The sequence below is a fragment of the Frondihabitans sp. 762G35 genome, assembly GCF_002074055.1.
Taxonomy (GTDB): Bacteria; Actinomycetota; Actinomycetes; order Actinomycetales; family Microbacteriaceae; genus Frondihabitans.
This window is the reverse complement of record NZ_CP014619.1, coordinates 2,748,005-2,765,710: the sequence shown is the minus strand read 5'-3', so window position 1 is coordinate 2,765,710 and position 17,706 is coordinate 2,748,005. Positions and strand designations below refer to the sequence as shown.

15 protein-coding genes and 1 tRNA gene are annotated in these 17,706 nt (G+C 72.2%); 8 read left to right on the top strand and 8 right to left on the bottom strand.

Features of this window, described 5'->3' with window-relative positions; genetic code table 11:
• Positions 1 to 173: 173 nt before the first annotated feature.
• On the top strand, positions 174 to 1,382 hold the full coding sequence (locus tag AS850_RS13090) for an LCP family protein (RefSeq protein ID WP_236940717.1): 1,209 nt from the start codon (positions 174 to 176) through the stop codon (positions 1,380 to 1,382).
• Positions 1,383 to 1,793: 411 nt separating this feature from the next.
• Positions 1,794 to 1,884: transfer RNA gene (locus AS850_RS13085), tRNA-Ser, on the top strand.
• Positions 1,885 to 2,025: 141 nt separating this feature from the next.
• On the opposite strand, the gene yczR is transcribed toward AS850_RS13085, so the two are convergent.
• The gene (gene yczR / locus AS850_RS13080) at positions 2,026 to 3,456 is read right to left on the bottom strand and encodes a MocR-like transcription factor YczR (protein WP_119869516.1); all 1,431 of its coding nucleotides are present in this window, start codon (positions 3,454 to 3,456) and stop codon (positions 2,026 to 2,028) included.
• A 61-nt stretch (positions 3,457 to 3,517) separates the two neighbouring features.
• On the opposite strand from yczR, the gene yczE reads away from it, so the two are divergent.
• The 3 genes from yczE (at position 3,518) to AS850_RS13065 (ending at position 6,484) form a co-directional block, all read left to right on the top strand.
• Positions 3,518 to 4,186 carry a membrane protein YczE gene (gene yczE / locus AS850_RS13075; protein WP_216819763.1) on the top strand — a complete coding sequence of 223 codons (669 nt, stop codon included), beginning with the start codon at positions 3,518 to 3,520 and terminating at the stop codon, positions 4,184 to 4,186.
• A gap of 80 nt (positions 4,187 to 4,266) precedes the next feature.
• Positions 4,267 to 5,007, top strand: a complete 741-nt coding sequence (locus AS850_RS13070) for a S1 family peptidase (RefSeq protein ID WP_119869515.1) — start codon at positions 4,267 to 4,269, stop codon at positions 5,005 to 5,007.
• Positions 5,008 to 5,176: 169 nt separating this feature from the next.
• Positions 5,177 to 6,484 (top strand): LCP family protein, encoded by a 1,308-nt coding sequence (locus tag AS850_RS13065; protein ID WP_119869514.1) that lies wholly within the window; start codon positions 5,177 to 5,179, stop codon positions 6,482 to 6,484.
• 49 nt (positions 6,485 to 6,533) lie between these two features.
• On the opposite strand, the gene AS850_RS13060 is transcribed toward AS850_RS13065, so the two are convergent.
• From AS850_RS13060 to AS850_RS13050, 3 genes are read right to left on the bottom strand one after another with little or no spacing between them, the layout of a single operon-like run.
• The gene (locus AS850_RS13060; protein ID WP_119869513.1) at positions 6,534 to 7,445 is read right to left on the bottom strand and encodes an alpha/beta hydrolase; all 912 of its coding nucleotides are present in this window, start codon (positions 7,443 to 7,445) and stop codon (positions 6,534 to 6,536) included.
• Between the two features lie 42 nt (positions 7,446 to 7,487).
• Positions 7,488 to 8,123 (bottom strand): metal-dependent transcriptional regulator, encoded by a 636-nt coding sequence (locus AS850_RS13055; protein WP_119869512.1) that lies wholly within the window; start codon positions 8,121 to 8,123, stop codon positions 7,488 to 7,490.
• 25 nt (positions 8,124 to 8,148) lie between these two features.
• Positions 8,149 to 9,429 carry an Nramp family divalent metal transporter gene (locus AS850_RS13050; protein WP_119869511.1) on the bottom strand — a complete coding sequence of 427 codons (1,281 nt, stop codon included), beginning with the start codon at positions 9,427 to 9,429 and terminating at the stop codon, positions 8,149 to 8,151.
• A 152-nt stretch (positions 9,430 to 9,581) separates the two neighbouring features.
• On the opposite strand from AS850_RS13050, the gene AS850_RS13045 reads away from it, so the two are divergent.
• The 3 genes from AS850_RS13045 (at position 9,582) to AS850_RS13035 (ending at position 13,074) form a co-directional block, all read left to right on the top strand.
• Entirely contained in the window at positions 9,582 to 11,735 is a 2,154-nt protein-coding gene (locus AS850_RS13045) for a phosphoesterase (protein WP_119869510.1), read from the top strand.
• The gene (locus tag AS850_RS13040) at positions 11,732 to 12,331 is read left to right on the top strand and encodes a hypothetical protein (RefSeq protein ID WP_123955515.1); all 600 of its coding nucleotides are present in this window, start codon (positions 11,732 to 11,734) and stop codon (positions 12,329 to 12,331) included. Before AS850_RS13045 ends, AS850_RS13040 begins: the two co-directional genes overlap by 4 nt.
• Positions 12,332 to 12,423: 92 nt before the next feature.
• Positions 12,424 to 13,074, top strand: coding sequence for a TetR/AcrR family transcriptional regulator (locus AS850_RS13035; protein WP_119869508.1), 651 nt, complete (start codon positions 12,424 to 12,426; stop codon positions 13,072 to 13,074).
• Positions 13,075 to 13,081: 7 nt separating this feature from the next.
• Here AS850_RS13035 and AS850_RS13030 read toward each other — a convergent pair whose 3' ends face one another.
• From AS850_RS13030 to AS850_RS16695, 4 genes are read right to left on the bottom strand one after another with little or no spacing between them, the layout of a single operon-like run.
• The gene (locus AS850_RS13030) at positions 13,082 to 14,833 is read right to left on the bottom strand and encodes a hypothetical protein (RefSeq protein ID WP_119869507.1); all 1,752 of its coding nucleotides are present in this window, start codon (positions 14,831 to 14,833) and stop codon (positions 13,082 to 13,084) included.
• Complete coding sequence (locus AS850_RS13025; RefSeq protein WP_216819761.1) at positions 14,830 to 15,771, bottom strand: hypothetical protein; 942 nt, start codon at positions 15,769 to 15,771, stop codon at positions 14,830 to 14,832. Before AS850_RS13025 ends, AS850_RS13030 begins: the two co-directional genes overlap by 4 nt.
• Entirely contained in the window at positions 15,768 to 16,955 is a 1,188-nt protein-coding gene (locus AS850_RS13020) for an acyl-CoA dehydrogenase family protein (RefSeq protein ID WP_216819759.1), read from the bottom strand. Before AS850_RS13020 ends, AS850_RS13025 begins: the two co-directional genes overlap by 4 nt.
• A complete protein-coding gene (locus AS850_RS16695) occupies positions 16,952 to 17,608 on the bottom strand; it encodes an acyl carrier protein (protein WP_216819757.1) in 657 nt (218 codons plus the stop codon). Before AS850_RS16695 ends, AS850_RS13020 begins: the two co-directional genes overlap by 4 nt.
• Between the last annotated feature and the right edge of the window lie 98 nt (positions 17,609 to 17,706).

Here is a 17,706-nt window from a genome sequence, read left to right as displayed (position 1 = left end):
GCGACCCGCGTCACGGAACCGACAGCCCCCGACGGGCGGCCAGAGCCGTTCGGGACGCTCGCAGCCCCCGGGCCGCACGGTTCGCACGCGTCGCACGCGTCGCACGGCCCGCACCCTCGCCCGAGGGCATCGCCCGGCACGGGCGACTCGCGACCCCTCGCCCCTTCGGCGCCGTGCTGAGGTCGGTCGGGGTCGCCGTGGCCGTGCTCCTGGTGAGCGGCGTCTCGGTCGGGGCCATCGCGCTCAAGCAGGTCTCCGACGACCTCGGCCAGGGCGTGGCCCTCCAGGGCGAGGAGACGGCGAAGGCCGCGAAGCAGGCCCCGGGGTTGACCGCCTACGAGGGCGGCTTCAACGTCCTCATCGTCGGCACGGACAACGACGTGAAGCAGGGCGACTCGTTCGGCAAGCGCGACGCGACGCTGAACGACGTCAACATCCTGCTTCACGTGTCCGCCGACCACAGCAACGCGACGGCCGTCAGCATCCCGCGCGACCTCGTCGTGCCGATCCCGAGCTGCCCGAAGGAGGACGGCTCCGGCACCACCCCGGCCATGTCGGCGCAGCCGATCAACAGCGCCTACGAGGACGGCGGCCTCAACTGCGTCGTCCAGACCGTGAAGCAGCTCACCGGCGTCGACGTGCCGTTCGCGGGGCTCATCTCGTTCAACGGCGTCATCGAGATGACCAACGCGATCGGCGGCGTGCCGGTCTGCGTGAACGAGCCCGTCACGGACCGCTACACCGGACTCGACCTCCCCGCGGGGTCCTCCACGCTCCAGGGCGCCGACGCCCTCGCCTTCCTCCGCTCGCGCCACGGCATCGGCGACGGCTCCGACCTCGGCCGGATCTCGAGCCAGCAGGTCTACCTGTCGTCGATGCTCCGGACCATCAAGTCCGGCGGGGTCCTCGCAAGCCCGACCAAGCTGTACAAGCTGGCCCGCGCCGCCGCGAGCAACATGACCCTGTCGAACAGCCTCAACGACCTCGACACCATGACGAAGATCGGTCTCGCCCTGAAGGACCTCCCGCTGCAGAACGTGAACTTCGTGCAGTACCCGGGCTCGACCGGGGGCACGGGCGTGTACTCGGGCAAGGTCCAGCCCGACACGGCCACGGCCGGCCGGCTGTTCGACGCCATCCGGGCCGACAGGCCGTTCGGACTGACCCCGGGGAGCACCGGGGTCGGGTCGGAGACCACGCAGAGCGGCGCGGCTGCTCCTGCCCCCTCGTCCGCCGCCCCCGCGCCGGTCGCCACCGGTTCCGCGAGCGGCTCGGCGTCGACGACGCCGGCGCCGGGAGCGTCGGCGGGCACCACCGCCATCGAGGGGCTCACCGGTCAGACGGCCGCCGACCGGACCTGCTCGGTGGCCTACCGGTTCTAGAGAGAAGGCCGCCCCGAGAGTAACCAGCTCTCGGGACGGCCTGGAGGTCGCTCGCCCACCCAGGGGTGGTGGACGAGCGGGACCCTGCGAGGCCGGGATCAGGGGTGTACGACCTCGCAGGGCGCTGCGTGCCGCGCGACGATGCGCGGTGGAATGTCCGTTCGTCGGCGAGACTCGAAGAGATTCGGGTTCTTCGAGGCTTCGGGGCCGCCGCGGGTGGAACGGGCTGTGCAGCAACTCTATGGGTCCGCATTATGGAGGACAAGGGGACACTTTCACCCAAATCGGGGGGCAAAAATGTGGGCCTTAATGCCGACACGAGGGGAGACCGCAGGATGCCCGGCCCGCCGAGTGGGAACCGCGCCGCCGGTCCGCTACAGTTGTGGGCGTGCGTTCGCTCGTCGAGCGCCTGGAGACGTCGCATAGTTCGGCCTAGTGCACCACCCTGCTAAGGTGGAGTGCCCTTTACGGGGCACCGTGGGTTCAAATCCCACCGTCTCCGCTCGTGCCTCCCGGCCGGATCCCTTCGTGATCCGGCCGTTTCTTCTGGCCGGATCCCTTCGTGATCCGGCCGTTTCTTCTGGCCGGATCCCCTCGTGATCCGGCCGTTTCTTCTGGCCGGATCCCCTCGTGGCGCTCTCCCTCAGGCGACGGCCGAGACGCTCTCGGCGGCCGCGCGCGGCAGCCGGTCGAGGGTCGGCCAGATCTCGCCGAACACACGGAGGGCGTGGGTCAGCAGCGCAGGATCCTGCATGATCGGCACCCGCAGGAACGTCTCGAACGCTCCGTCGACGCCGAATCGCGGGCCCGCGGTGATCAGGATGCCGCGCGCCCTCGCCGCGAACGAGAGCTGCGAGCTGACGGGCGCGCCGAGGTTGATCCAGGCGGACAGGCCGCCCTCCAGCGTCTCGGGCATCGTCCAGCCGGGCAGGTGCCGCCGGACCGCCTCGGCCACGGTCGCCCGACCCTCGGCGAGTTGGAGGCGGCGCTCGGCCAGCACCTCCGTGACGTCCTCGAGGAGGCGCGCGACGACGAGCTGCTCGAGGACGGGGCTCGCGAGGTCGCTCGAGGTGCGGGCCGCGGCGAGTCGGTCGACGAGGTGCTCCGACGCGCGGATCCAGCCGATCCGCAGACCTCCCCAGAAGATCTTGCTCGCCGAGCCGATGTGGACGACGGTGGCCCCGGAAGCCGGAGCGAGCGCGGCCAGCGGCGCATGGTCGATGACACGGTCGATGCTGAGCTCGGCGGTCGTGTCGTCGGCGAGGAGGATCGTGCCCGCCGCCGAGGCGGCCTCCAGGAGGCGGTGCCGCCCGGCCGTCGACAGGTTCCGGCCGGTCGGGTTGTGGAAGTCGGGCATGACGTAGCCCAGGGTCGGGCCGCTCCGGCGGAAGGCGGCTTCGAGGGCGTCGAGGTCCCAGCCGTCGGTCGCCGAGACCGGGCTCGTGATCAGCCGCCCGCCCGCCGAGCGGAGAGCGTCGTAGGCGTGCGGATAGGAGGGGCTCTCCGCGTAGACGCGATCGCCCCGGTCGGCGAGGACGCGGGCAGCGATGGCGATGGCGCTCTGCGCCCCAGTCGTCACCAGGATCTCGCCCGGCCCGGTCGGCAGACCGCGCTCGGTGTACCGGTCGGCGATGGCCCGCCGGAGCGACGGCAAGCCGTAGGTGTCGTAGCCGGAGGTGGGCAGGAGGGGCCTCAGGTCGAGAGCGGCCCGCTCGAGAGCGCCCTCGAGGAGGCGCGTCGCGGGGAACGACGCCTTCGTCAGGTCGATCAGTCCGCGCGGGTCGCCGTCGCGCGGCGTCTCGGAGCGCGGGACGGCCGTCGTCGTCCCGGAGCCGACGCGGCTGCGGGCGAATCCGGTCTCCCGGAGCAGGCGGTAGGCGGCCGAGACGGTCGTCCGGCTCACGCGGAGCGCCGCGGCGAGCTCGCGCTCGGCGGGCAGGAGCGAGTCGGCGGAGAGCCGTCCGTCGAGGAGGAGCACCCGGATGCGGGCGGCGAGGGCGGCCTGCATCGGCTCGTCGCTCGTCCACTCGCCGAGCAGCTCCCGGGTGGCGCGGGCGGTCAGGCGATGCGGCATGAGGCCAGTCTAGGTGGATTGGCCTCTGGACAGATCGGCCGGGGGCCGATTGGCTCTTCCTATGTTCGATCGGCTGAGACCAGACCCGCGCCGCCTGATCCGATTGGTCGTCGGGCTCGCTCTCTACGGAGTCGCGATCGGCTTCATCGTCCAGGCGGGCCTCGGCGTCGGCCCGTGGGACGTGTTCGCCCAGGGGGTCGCGCGGCTGACCGGTCTGCCCTTCGGAGTCGCGACGAACGTCATCGGCGCGGCCGTGCTCCTCCTCTGGTGGCCGCTGCGGCAGCGCCCGGGCATTGGGACCGTCGCGAACGTGCTGCTCGTCGGCACCGCCGCGGGCGCCACGCTGGCCGTGCTGCCGGCGGTGGCCGGGATGCCGGTGCGCGTCGCGGAACTCGGGTTCGGCATCCTGCTGCTCGCCGCGGCCACCGGCGTCTACGTGGGGGCGGGCCTCGGAGCCGGACCGCGCGACGGCCTGATGCTGGGCCTGCACCACCGCCTGGGGCTGCCGATCTGGCTCGCGAGGACCCTCGTCGAGGGCTCGGCCCTCCTGGCCGGCTGGCTCCTCGGAGGGAACGTCGGCGTCGGTACGGTCGTGTTCGCCGTGGCCATCGGCCCGCTCTGCAGCGTCGCGATCCCGCTCCTGGCGGTGAGGCCGATGGTCCTTCGACAGCCGGACCAGGCTGTCCCCCGAATGATGGACGGGGTACAGAAAGTCCCACCGAAGTGCTGACTTGCCCCCCCGAACGGGGGTGGCGGAGAGTCTCCGTGAGCGCAGAAGCGCCCATCAGGCACTCGAAAGGTCATCCACAGGTGAAGAAAATTCTCGCAGTGGCCGCCGTCTCGGCGACCCTCGCTCTCAGCACCCTCGGACTCTCGACGACGGCGAACGCCGTCCCCGTCGGCACCGGCTCCACCACGAGCGCGCCGAGGATCGGCGGCGGCACTCAGGCGCCGGCGACCCCCTGGGAGGTGCAGCTCATCTTCCAGCAGGGCAGCGGGAGCTACGGCTGCACGGGCGAGCAGATCAACGCCGACTGGGTCCTCACGGCGAACCACTGCGTCGACGGCACGACCGCCATGAACGTCTACCACAGCAACAGCACCAGCAACCGGGGCCCGGCCGTCGCCGCCGACGCGCTCTACTCGGCTCCCGCGGGCGACATCGCCCTCGTGCACCTCTCGGTCAGCTCGCCCCTGTCGAGCTACCCGACCCTCGACCTCGGTTACACCACGAAGTCCTCCGGCACCGGCGTGGTCTCCGGCTACGGGCTGCGCGCGAATGCGACGCCCTCCACCGGCCTCTACCAGGCGACCGTCCGTCTGACCGGCCGCTCGACCGACGCCTACGGCGGGACGGCCCAGCACCTCACCGGAGTCGACGGCGCCTCCAACCACGGCGACTCCGGCGGCCCGCTCGTCGTCGGCGGAGCCATCGTGGGCGTCTGCTCGACCGGCGACAGCGCCGACCCCGGCGCGAACGTCAACGCGGGCTCGAACTACGCCGTCCTGGCGCAGAGCGCCGGCTGGATCCGGTCCACCGCCGGCGTCTGATCGCCCGCCCCCGCACCACCGAACGGCCCCGTCGAACGATCCGGGGCCGTTCGAGCGTTCTCACGCGGCCCCGACGGTTCCCAGGTCGGGTATCGACCCGTGTGTCAGGATGCGGGCGAGGGGCGCCCGGATTCGGAGCGCCCGCGAGAGCGAGAAGGCAGGGCGCCGCATGTCCGAGGAGACCGGTCAGGGGAGCAGGGCGCCGATCGCGCGCCACGGGCGACTCGGGCGCGGGCATCCTGCGCGGCACGCGCTCGGGCTGATCGGCATCGTGATGGCGGTCGTCCTCGTCAGCGCGACCTCCGTCGCGGCGATCGCGACGTGGCAGGTCTTCCGGCAGGGCAAGCCGGCCGTCGCCTTCCAGGTGATGGGGCCGTCGGGCAAGGCCACCGCCGCCCCGGAGATCAGCGCCTATTCGGGCGAGGTCAACATGCTCGTCGTCGCGACCGACACCCGGACCGGCCAGGGCGCCGGCTTCCAGGACGCCGCCAACCAGGCCGCCTCCTCCGGCGCCGGGAACAACGACACCAACCTGCTAATCCACATCAACAAGGACCACACGAGCATGGCCGTCATCAGCCTGCCGCGCGACCTCGAGGTGGCCTTCCCCGCCTGCAAGAACGACCAGGGCGGAACGACGCCCGCGACCAGCCAGGCGATGCTCAACACGGCCCTCGATCGCGGCGGTGACAAGCTCGGTCTCTCCTGCGCGGCCGCGGCCGTGTCGGAGCTGACCGGGGTCCAGATCAACTACGGTGCGCTCATCACCTTCGACGGCGTCGTGTCGATGTCGACCGCGATCGGCGGCGTCACCGTCTGTCTCGCGACGCCTCTCGTCGACGACAACGTGACCCCGGCGCTCGACCTCCCGGCGGGCAACGTCCCGCTGGTCGGAGCCGAGGCCGGCGCGTTCCTCCGCTCGCGCCACGGCGTCGGGTTCGGCGGCGACACCGCGCGCATCAGCAACCAGCAGGTGTTCATGTCGAGCATGATGCGGCAGATCGTCAACGGCGGCGTCCTCACGAACCCCGTCAAGCTCTACGGGCTGGCATCGACGGCGCTGAAGAACGTCGAGCTGTCCAACACGCTCGACGCGGCGACCCTGGTCAAGATCGGCGTGGCGATCCGGGCGATCGGCCTCTCCAACATCGTCTTCCTCCAGTACCCGAGCGTCGACGATCCCGCGGACCCCAACCGCCTCGTCCCCGACGAGGCCGGCGTCGCGGCGCTCAAGCAGGCCCTGCAGAGCAACCAGCGGATCCAGCTCTCGCCCGACAGCCTCGGCCAGTCCGCCGTCCTGGCGCCGGGGGCGACCGCGACTCCCGCCCCCTCCGCGACGACACCCGCCGCAGGAGCCACGGGCTCGGCGTCCCCCTCCGGCTCGGCGTCCCCCTCCCCGAGTTCCAGTGCCGCGGTCCTGCCGAGCACGGCGACGGGACAGGACGCATCGCAGCAGACCTGCACCGCCAAGAAGTAGGCGGGAGGCGCGACGTCCCGACGTCGCGCGTCGCACGGAACGTCGCGCCTCAGGCCAGGTGCGCGCCGAGGAACGCGAGCTGCGCGGGCGCCATCCGACGCCAGTAGTCGAGGTCGTGGGCTCCGGGCTCGAAACCGCCCGAGGGTGCCGCGGCGAATCCCGCTACGTAGTCGCGGGCGTTGGGGCAGAACCCGTCGCCGGTGCCGCAGTCGACCCGGACGGCGACGCCGGCCAGCGACTCCTGCCGCCCGTAGACGGTGTTGGCGCGGAAGTCCGCCGCCGAGTCGAAGGCCGGCCCGGCGGCCTGCGCGGCCGTGTGCCAGAGTGCGGGGCTCTCGGCCACGACGGCCGCGACGCGCGAGGCACCGAGCACCCCGCCGAGCCGCAGGACCCCGTAGCCGCCCATGGACCAGCCGAAGAGACCGATGCGCCGGGTGTCGAGGCCGCGCTCGGCCAGCAGCGGGAGGAACTCGTCGGTCACCATCGCCGCGGCGTCCTCGCCGCTGGATCGGGCGTGCCAGTAGGTGTTGCCTCCGTCGGCCGCGGCGATCGCGAATCGCGGTCCGCCCCTCTCGACCGACTGCGCGAGGAAGTGGTCGAGTCCGAGACGGCTGCCGAACGCGCTGCCGTGGTTGCCGCCGTAGGCGTGCAGCACGACCACGACGGGGAGGGGGTCGCCGGGCGTCGACCCGGGCGGGTAGGCGATCGACCAGCCGACGGTGCGACCCCCGCGGTGGGTCGACCGGAACGAGCCGGAGACGAGGTGGCCGCCGGACGCCGTGGGCACGACGCCCGCGTCGCCGTCGAGCCCGAGGGCCCGGTAGAGGCGCGACCGCCCCGGCAGGATGCGCTGGTCGACGGCGACGCCCGTCGCGAGGGTGAGGATCCCCAGGCCCGCGGCCGTGCTCCCACCCGCGATGAGCGCTCGCCGCGAGACCCGGCGGCCGTCCTCGCCGGTCACGAGGCGGCTCCCGCCCCGGTCACGAGGCGGCTCCCGCCCAGGTCACGAGGGGGCTCCCGCCACGGCCGGGACGACCCAGACGGCGTCGGCGACGTCCGGCAGCGGGGCTGCGGCGACGGTGACCCCGGCTCCCGGTACGAGACCGAGCTGCGCCGCGCGGTCGAGCCGATCGGGATCGCGGTCGGAGACGCGGACGACGAGGTAGTCGCCGGCGGGAGCGGAGGCCAGGCGGGCGACCCCCGGGCGCATCGTGGTCCGGCCGTCGGCCTCGGGGATGGGGTCGCCGTGCGGGTCGGCGGCCGGATGCCCGAGCAGGGCGTCGATCCGCTCGATCAGGGCGTTCGACGCCGCGTGCTCCAGCCGCTCCGCCTCGTCGTGGACCTCCTCCCAGCCGTAGCCGAGGGTCGTGACGAGGAAGGTCTCCAGGAGCCGGTGGCGCCGCACCATCGCGACGGCGTAGGAGGCGCCGAGCTCGGTCAGGGTCACGGGGCGGTAGGGCTCGTAGTCGACGAGCCCCTGGGAGGCGAGGCGGCGGACGGTGTCGGTCACGCTGGCGGGCGTCGTGCCGAATCGGGCCGCGAGCTCCTTGGTGGTGATCGGCGGGTCGCCCCACTCCGTGGCCGACCAGATCGCCTTGACGAAGTCCTGGGCGACCGGGGTGATCGAATCGATGTCCACGTGCCGAGAGTAGCGGGGGAGCGGCTCAGGCCGCGCCGGTGACGGTGAGCACGAGGAGCACCACGTTCAGCCCCACGATCGCGGCGGTCACCGCCCACGCGACGACGGTGAGGCTCCTGCGATTGGCGAAGTCGCCGAGGAGTCGATGGTCGGAGGTGTACTTCACGAGGGGGATGAGCGCGAACGGGATGCCGACGCTCAGGAGCGCCTGGCTGAGCACGAGGGCGAGGGTCGGGTCGAAGCCCGTGCTGAGGAGCACCACGGCCGGGACGAGGGTGAGGCCGCGTCGGAGCAGGAGCGGGATCCGCACGTGCAGGAGCCCGGCCATGATCGTCGACCCGGCGTAGCAGCCGACCGAGGTCGAGGCGAGGCCCGAGGCCAGGAGCCCGATGCCGAAGACGACGCCGACGGTCGGCCCGAGCGCGTCGACGATGGCCCGGTGCGCGCCCTGGATCGTGTCGGTGCCGTCGACGCCGAAGAGGCTCGAGGCGGCCAGCAGGAGCATCGCGACGTTGACCGTCCCTGCGATCACCAGGGCGAACACGACGTCGACCCGGGTGGCGTGCAGCAGCCGCCGGAGCCGGTCGGGAGCGTGGTCGCTCCCGTGGCGGTCGCGGGAGAGCCCGGAGTGCAGGTAGATGGCGTGGGGCATCACCGTGGCGCCGAGCATGCTGGCCGCGAGGAGGACCGTCGGCGTCCCCTCGAACCGCGGCACGAGCCCGCCGACCGCGGCGCCCCAGTCGGTGTGGCTCACGAAGAGTCCGGCCAGGAAGCCGAGGGCGATCACCGCGAGGAGGCCCATGATGACGAACTCGAACGGGCGCTGACCCCGCCGGGACTGGATCGAGAGCAGCACCATGGAGACGAGCCCGACGAGGAGGCCGCCGAGCGGGAGGGGAAGCCCGAAGAGGATCTGCAGCGCGATCGCGCCGCCGATGACCTCGGCGAGGTCGGTCGCGGCGGCGACGATCTCCGCCTGGGCCCAGTAGACGAGCCGCGCCGGGCGCGGCAGCCGGTCGCCGAGGAGCTCCGGCAGGCTCCGCCCCGTCACGAGGCCGAGTTTCGCGGAGAGGTACTGGACGACGACGGCCATGACGTTGGCGGCGACCAGCACCCAGACCAGGAGGTAGCCGTAGCCGGCGCCGGCGCTGATGTTGGCGGCGACGTTGCCGGGGTCGACGTAGGCGATGGCCGCGACGAAGGCGGGGCCGAGCAGGTGCAGGAGCCGGCGCTCGGGGGCCTTCGTGCGCGTCGCCCCCTCAGCACCCTCGGTCGGCGGTGTCGCGTCGATGCGTACGTCGGTCATGATGAGTTAAGTTACCTTAACTCTCGTCCCGAGGGCCGGAATCGTGCGTCGGGACATCCTGCAGCCGCAGAAAAGCTGCAGATCGCGCAGATTCATCTCCTGTTCACCCGGCGACCGCGTTCGACGACCCTGCGGATTGATAGACCATCCCTATGCAGATCATGGGCAGGGCGAAGACGAAGAGGCGCCGCATCGTCGCGGCGGCCGCAGCGGTGGGCCTCGCGGCCGCTGGCATCGTGGGGGTCTCGACCGCGGCGAACGCGAAGGTCGAGCACGGCGGACAGTCGGGAACGACGATCACCAGCACGGGGCTCCGGCCGGGACAGGTCAAGCACGTGTGGCTGATCATCCTCGAGAACAAGTCGTACGACGCGACCTTCACGGGCCTCAACCAGAACAGCTACCTCTGGAAGACGCTGCCGAGCCAGGGCGTGCTGCTCAAGAACTACTACGGCACCGGGCACTACAGCATGGACAACTACATCTCCATGGTCTCCGGCCAGGGGCCGCAGGCCGACACGCAGTCCGACTGCGACGTCGCCAACACGAACTTCGGCAGCACCGCGAGCACGATCACGAAGCCGGGCGTGAACCGGGGCCAGGTCGCCTCGCTCGCCAACGCCGCCCAGCCGAGCAAGGCCAACGCGCCCGACGGCAGCAACGGCTGCACCTACCCGACCACGACCCCGACGCTCTTCAACCAGTTCGACGCGGCCGGCAAGTCGTGGAAGGGCTACGCGCAGGATCTGGGCAACCAGCCCGGTCGCGAGGACGCGGTCTGCGGCGCCCCCGGCACCGCCGGGAACAACCCGACGACGAACCCCACGTTCATGAGCGCCACCGCGCAGCACCCGCTGCCGGCGGGGGTCACGAGCTTCACCGGCGCCCAGGCCAACGACCAGTACGTGGCGAAGCACTTCCCGATGCCCTGGTTCGCCAGCATGACCGGCGGGATCGACAAGAACGGCACCGCGACTCCTGCCCTCACGACGCCGCGCGGCGGCGGCTCCGACTGCGACGCGAACCACATCGCCAACCTGGACTCCGCGAACCACGGTCTCTTCAAGGACCTCCAGAGCGAGAAGACGACCCCGGCGTTCAGCTGGATCACGCCCAACAACTGCTCCGACGCCCACGACGCCGTCTGCAAGGGCAACAACCTGTCCGGGTCGTTCACGAAGGACGGACAGCCGATCTACCAGAGCGGCACCCCGGCTCCGCAGACGACGACACCGGTCAACTACACCGGCGGCCTCTACGCCTCCGACCTCTTCCTCAAGTACTACATCCCGATGATCGAGCGATCGGCGGCGTTCAAGGACGGCGGCCTGATCGACGTCACCTTCGACGAGGCGAACCCGCCCTTCACCTACTCGGGCAACAGCTTCAACAACGCGAATGCCTACGGCCCCACCCTCGGTGACCAGCCGAACGCCTCCTCCGGCCTCGTCTCCGACCGCGCCGGCGAGAACATCGACGGCAAGAACGTCGCCACCGAGCCGACCGGCCCGAACGCGACCCTCGGGACCGACTCGCTGGGGCACCAGCTCTACCCGGGCCCCGGCAACAACGCCTTCATCGACCGGCCGCCCGTGTGCACGCAGACGACGCCGACGCTCGTGCCGGCCAACTGCGTTCCGAACATCGTCCGCGGCGGCTCGGGCAGCACGCCCGGAGCGCGCACCGACACCGCGCTCGCCTCCACCGCGTCGCCCTTCGTCCTCGACCAGTCGATCGTGGCGAACGACACCGGTCGCCAGGTCGTCGACACCGCTGACGCGACCGGCCCCGGCGGGACGAGCCCGATCCCGGCGGACACCTTCGTCGGAACCGTCAGCGACACCGGCCCCAACGCCGTCGGCTCGCCGACCGGCAAGGCGGTCTCCGGCTCGTTCCAGCTCGTCGACTCGACGGGCGACCCGGTGACCCCGACCGGTGCCGTGTCGAAGGTGACCCTGAGCGCCGAGGGAGCCCCGGGCTTCCCCAGCGCCGGCCAGACCGCCGACCCGCTCTACGACGCCACCGACGCCACCCCCGGCGGCGGCGACACCGGCAGCGTCCTGATCAGCCCGCTCATCAAGCCGGGCACGGTATCGACCGTCAACTACGACCACTACAGCTGGCTCCGCACGATGGAGGACATCTTCCAGGTGTCGGCCGGTCACGACCACGCGGCGATCCCCGGCGGGACCGTGTCGGGCGGCGTGGACGGCAAGGGACACATCGGCTTCGCCGCCGAGTCGGGGCTGATGCCCTTCGGCCGCGACGTCTTCAACAACGCGTCCACCGGTCGGCACGGATGGTGACCACGCGAGGATCCCGGGGGCGGCTCGTGCGTCGAGCCGCCCCTCGGGCGTTCCTCGTCGCCGTCGCGCTCGGAGCCTCCGTGGCCCTCGTCGGCTGCACGCAGGCGGCTCCGCCCGCACCGCCAGACACGTACGGCGGACTCCCGTCGTTCCTCCCGAAGGACTCCATCACGTCCGACAGCGTCCTCACGGGGAGCGTCGGCCGCCCGGCCCTCACCACCGAGGGCGACGCCGTGACGGTGGAGCTCCCCGCAGGAGGTACGGTGTCGGCGACCGTCGTGGGCCCCGTCGTCCCCGGCGAGGGGCTCCCGGTGCAGCACGAGACCACCACCTGCACGTGGACGATCACGCTCTCCGGGGCGACGCGCGACGTCCCGCTCCGGACGACCGAGATGACGACGCTCGACCAGCTCGGCAACGTCTACCGACTCGCCCCCGTCGCGGGGAGGCCGGCACCCCCTGCCGTCCTCCACCGCGGCGCCACCGCGACCTTCGAGCTCCGCACCGTGATGAAGGTCGGCGAGGGCGTGTTCCGCTGGGCTCCCGGCGGCCGTTCGGTCGTCGCGCAGTGGGACTTCGTCGTGGAGAACGACTGACCCGTCCGTCGACTGATCCGACCCGCTCGGCATCGAGGGAGCGGCCCCGGAGGCCTCGGGGTCGACGAGACGCCGCGCACTAGGATTCGGGTGTGGATTCAGGTGGCGCGCGCAGGGTCGGTCGCCCCCGCGACCCCCTGCTCGAGGGCAAGCTGCTGCGGGTGACGCAGGAGCTGATCGCCGAGATCGGCATCGAGGCGCTGACGCTCAACCGGGTCGCCGAGAGGGCGGGCGCGAGCAAGGCCACGCTCTACCGCCGCTGGGACGACAAGCGCTCCCTCGTGCGCGACGCCGTCGCGGCTTTCGACGTCGACACGACGATCCCGGACACCGGGCGCCTCCGCTCCGATCTCTGCGAGCTGGTCCGCATGTGGGTGAGCCCCATCGGCTACCCCGCCGCCGAGTTCCGCCACGTCATCGCCGCGATCTCCCGCGACCCCGACATCTGGCGCGCCTTCGACGCCGCGACGCACGCGGAGCGCACCCGGGCACTGACCGTCGTGGTGCGCCGGGCCGTCTCGAGGGGCGAGGCCGCGCCCGTCCGCTACGACGCGGCGTTCGTGACCCGCGCCGTCCACGCGCTCGCCGTCGAGCACGCCGCCCAGAGGGAGCTCCCCCTCGACGAGGCGTTCGTGACCCGCGCCGTGGAGAGCATCCTGGAGCCGATCCTCGGGGTCGGCCGCGACCCGGAGGCCGACGCCCTCGACGTCGCCGCGGGGATCCCCCTGCACGTCCGCCGCTGAGAACGGGCTAGCGGCGGTCGTCCGCCCCGATCCCGAAGGCCCGCTCCGCCAGCGCCACCGTCTCGTCGATGGCCGCGCGCCGGATCGCCGGGCTGTAGAGGGCGTGATCACCCGTCGGGCGCTCCACCATCGTGAGGGTCCCGGGCAGTCCGCGGAGTCGCTCCACGGCCTTCCGTCCACCGTGCTCCTCGAAGACGGCGACGTCCTCCGGTCCGATCAGCACCAGGACGTCCGTCCCCGCTGCCAGGGCTCGACGGAGATTCGGCTCGGCGAATCGGATGCGACCGCGGGACGCCGCGGCCAGCAGGATCCGATACGGAAGCCGTCGCTTGGCCACTGCGACGAGGCGGTCCGCTCGTCCGACGGGTGCGGCGTCCGTCGGCGCGACGGGAGCGACGACCCCGGTGGGCCGCGGCTCCTGCGGTCGCACGCGGTGGTCGTTCAGCGAGAGGGCGGCGACGAACGCGACACTGTCGGGTGTCCCGACCAGGCCGACCCATCCGCCGACGCACATCCCCGCGATCCCGATCCGTTCTCTCGGCAGCCCGAGGCCGGCGACCACGTCCCGACCGTCCTCCAGCCACTCGCGGGTGAACAGGAGGCTGGGCTCGTCGGGCGTGACGGCGCCGCTCTCGCCCGTGCCCCGGCGATCGACCCGGAGGGCGCGGATGCCTCGGGTGGCGAGCCGTCGAGCGAGCTCCACCTGGTGGCGGGAGGCGCCGACGCGGTGCTCCGCGGAGCCGTTGTGCAGGACGACCACGGGCAGGTCCTCCGGCCCCGCTGCGGGGCGCGTCTCCACGGCGAACAGGCGGTGCGGTCCGACGCGGACCAGTCTCTCCTCCAGGGGCAGGCCGTCGTGGACGAACGTGACGCGGTCCTCGGGATCAGGGGCGGTGAATTCCACGCCCGAGGGCCCGTCGCCCTCCCCGGCTCCGAATCGTGCGGCGAACCACTCCGCGACGGAGGCGACGCTCTGCGCCGGAATGGACGCCGTGATGCTCGACATGTCGAGGGAGTCCTCGTGGCCGGGCACCTCGACGAGATCGAGTCGGTCCGCCACGGTGCGGAGGGCCTTCGGGACCGTGCCCGACGGGCCCTGGCGAACAGCGAGGAGCGTGGGGAGCCGCTCCGCCACGGTCGGGTCGTAGTCGAGAGCGGCGATCCGGGCCGCGACGGCATCGGGGAGCTCGGCTCCTGCGATCATGACGACGCCGTCGGGAGCCTGTTCGGCGTCGGGGCCGACCTCGATCGCGTAGAGGGAGCGCTGCCGGCGGAGCCACTGGCGTCCGGACGCCGCCGGGTCCCACAGGGCGAGACCGCGGCTCTCCGGATCCCGGGCGGCCGCGGCGGCGGCGACCAGGGCGCCGCTTCCGAGCCCGAGGTAGACGACCCCCGCGCATCCTGCTCTGCGCAGCGCCTCCGCCGCGAGGCGGGGACCGGCCTCGAACGACTCGAGCGTCAGCTCGGCGGTCGAGTCGCCCAGCCCGGGGTAGTCGAAGCGCACTACGGGGAGGGCCGCCGTCTCGGCGATCCGGTCGGCGAGGTGCCTCAGGGTGCGATAGGCCACGGCGTACTCGTAGCCGAGAGGCGGGCAGATGACGACGCCGGTGGTGGCCGCCGAACCGGGGTCGTGCACGGTCGCGAGGACGGCGCCGCCACCGAGCCAGGTGTCGACGGTCCGCGGGCCGCCGGACGATCCGCCGTCGGATTCGGGGGTGCGCCCCTCCGTTCCCGGGACGGCTCCGAAGGTCGTCGTCACGGGGCCGGCGCCAGGAGGCGCGTCACGTCGGCCGGCCAGGCTGCCACATCGACGCCGTGCGTCCGGATCAGCGCGAGGGCGATCCGCTCCAGGCCCCAGCCGAGGCAGGTGCTGTGCGCGGCGCTGCCGTCGGGGAGCAGGATGCCGAACGTGTCGCCGAAGTGTTCTCCGTGGCGGTTGCCGGACGCCACGGCGGTCCCCTCGTCGAGGTCCCCGTAGATGGGCACGATGACCTCGAGCTTCGCCTCGTCAGCCAGCTGGTTCCGCGCGAGGAACCGACCCGTCCTGCCGAAGAACGGGTCGTTCGCCGGCTGGAGTCGCGCGTCGAGGCCCAGCTCGACGAGGCCCCGGAGCTGTCGCTCGCACTGGACGGTGCGGAACTCGTGGGCGGCGTCCGGGTCGCCCACGAAGACGAGCTCCTGCATCCGGAACGCCTGCAGTCGCATCGGGTCGTTCGACGGCTCGTGGCGGAAACAGAATCCGCGGAGGTCGTAGACACGGTCTCCCGGGATGGTGCCGCTGAGGCGCTCGTAGAGGGGGTGGCAGACCGCGGGCACGAGAGCCGTCTCCGCCGGGCTCAACCAGGAATCCCAGGCTTCGCCGGCGGCGCGCGCGGTGACGAGGCTCTTGTGGTCGGCCTCGGAGCCGACGAACCCGTTGATCGTGCCGGTCAGGTGCGGGAACGAGACGATGTAGTCGGTGCGCTCGAACTCGCGGCGAGGAAACACGGGCGCGAATCGGAGTCGCTCGGCTCCGAGCTCCGCGAAGCCGGTGGAGGCGAAGGCGGCGATCCGGTCGACGAGGTCGTCGAACACGCCGGAGCGCCCGTAGAGACCGGGTTCTCCCGCGTCGACGAGGAGGCCGGCGTCGAGCACCTCGGCGCGGAAGTCGTCTCGGGCCCGGTCGAGGGCCGTCCGGTCGTCGGACATGTCGGTCATCGGAGTCCTTTACGGCGCTGCAGGAGCGAGAGCTGGGCGTTGTTGGCGAGGATGCGGTCGTTGTTGACCATGACGGCGGTGCCGTAGGAGTCGCGGAGCAGGCGGCCGAGGCTGACGTCCGTGTCCTGGCGGTAGCCCTGGATACCGCACACCAGCATCGCCTTCCCGACGATGTCGATGACCGACTGCGAGGCCGTCAGCTTGAGGGCGTTGTAGCCGATCGCGCGCGGGATCGAGGTGATCGCCTTCCGGTCGTCGGCCAGGCGGTCGAAGGTGCTCGCGGCGTCCGCGACGACGCCCTCGAAGGCACCGAGCATGCCGAGCAGCTCGGCCAGGCGCGTCGCCGACGGGGGGAGGGTGCCGATGGACCGTCTGGCCGCCCGCTGGGTGACGGACGTCGCGCGGTCCGTCGCGGCCCGGGCGATTCCGAGCCAGACGGCCGCCCACAGCGTGTGCGACACGGGCAGCATGGTCTCGCCGGAGATGGTCGCGTAGTCGACGGGCAGGACGTCGTCCGCTCCGACGGTCGCGTCGAGTTCGAAGCCCGGGCTGCAGGTTCCCCGGAAGCCGAGGGTGTCCCAGTCCCCGGTGGGCACGAGCGTGGTCTGGTCCCGCGAGCAGATGACCAGCACCTGATCGGAGGGGGCGCTGTCGACGTTCCGCCGGGCGGTGGTGAGGATCACGTCGGCCTGGGCGCCATAGGAGATGACGGGGGCCGTCTTCGCCAGGTGCATCCTGCCGTCCGACCGGGGCTCCACGGCGCAACCGCTCGTGCGGGTGTTCCCGCCGATCCCGATCTCCGTCGTGGCGGAGGCGACGAGATCGCCCCGGGACGCGACTCCGCGGAGGGTGGACTCCGCAGCGGTCGACCCGGCGCCGTGCCTCGTGAGGCAGAGCACCTGGATCTGGTGCATGACGAAGATCATTCCCGTGGCGGAGCAGCCCTCGGCGATCGTCGTCGCGATCTCGGCCAGCTCGGTCAGGGAGGCGCCCTCACCGCCGAGGTGCGTCGGCACGGCCGCACCCAGAAGACCGGCGTCCCGGAGCGACGTGATCGCCTCGAGGGGGAACCGTGCCCGCGAGTCGACGTCGTCGGCGTGGGCGGCTGCGACGAGGGCGGACTCGCGGGCACGCGAGGCGAAGCGGGCCGCCGTGCCGACGCTCCCGACCAGGGTGTCGGTCACGAAGACGCCCCGAGGGAGCGCGCCGCCTCGTCGAGAGCCGCGATGGTGGCGAAGGTGTCGCGCGAGAGCAGCTCGTCGGGGAACTCGAGGTCGAGCTCGTCCTCGAGGGCGAGCATCACGTTGACCGTCGCGTGCGAGGTCAATCCGGCCTGGTAGAGGTCGTCGGAGTCGGCGAGCCGGTTCGCCGGGGTCGTCAGGTGGCCGTACTGGTCGAGGACCTGTCTGATGGTGTCTTTCACGGGGTGTCGATCCTTTCGGGGAAGCAGGGTGACGGCGGTCGCGAAGGCCAGGCCGTGGTCATGGGTCAGGGAGACGGAGATGGTGTCGAGACGAAGCAGGGCCGCCCGGTCGCGGGCCGCTCCGCGAAGGCGCACGCGCGGTGCCCCGGTGGGCATCGAGGCGATCTCGATGTCCCGGTACGGGAAGCCGGAGCCGGGGTCGGGCCGCAGGATCTTCGCCACGGCCTCCTTGCCGGCGAACCGTGCGGCGAGGCGCTCGGACGCGCCGCCGCTCTGGGCGATCTCGAGCGGTGTGTAGATGCGCTGCAGATAGCGGTAGCCGAAGGCTCGAACGGAGTCGGCGACGTCGGCGACCGACACGAGATCGGTGCCGACGACGGGCCGGGAGGCGTCGGAGGGCGCGCTCGGCGACATGGTGGATCCCCTCGGGTAGGGACGGAGTCGCCCGTTCGGGTGCGCGCGACCCGCTCATCGTAGGGCCCGCCGGGGTCCTCCTTCTAGGGGACAGGCGA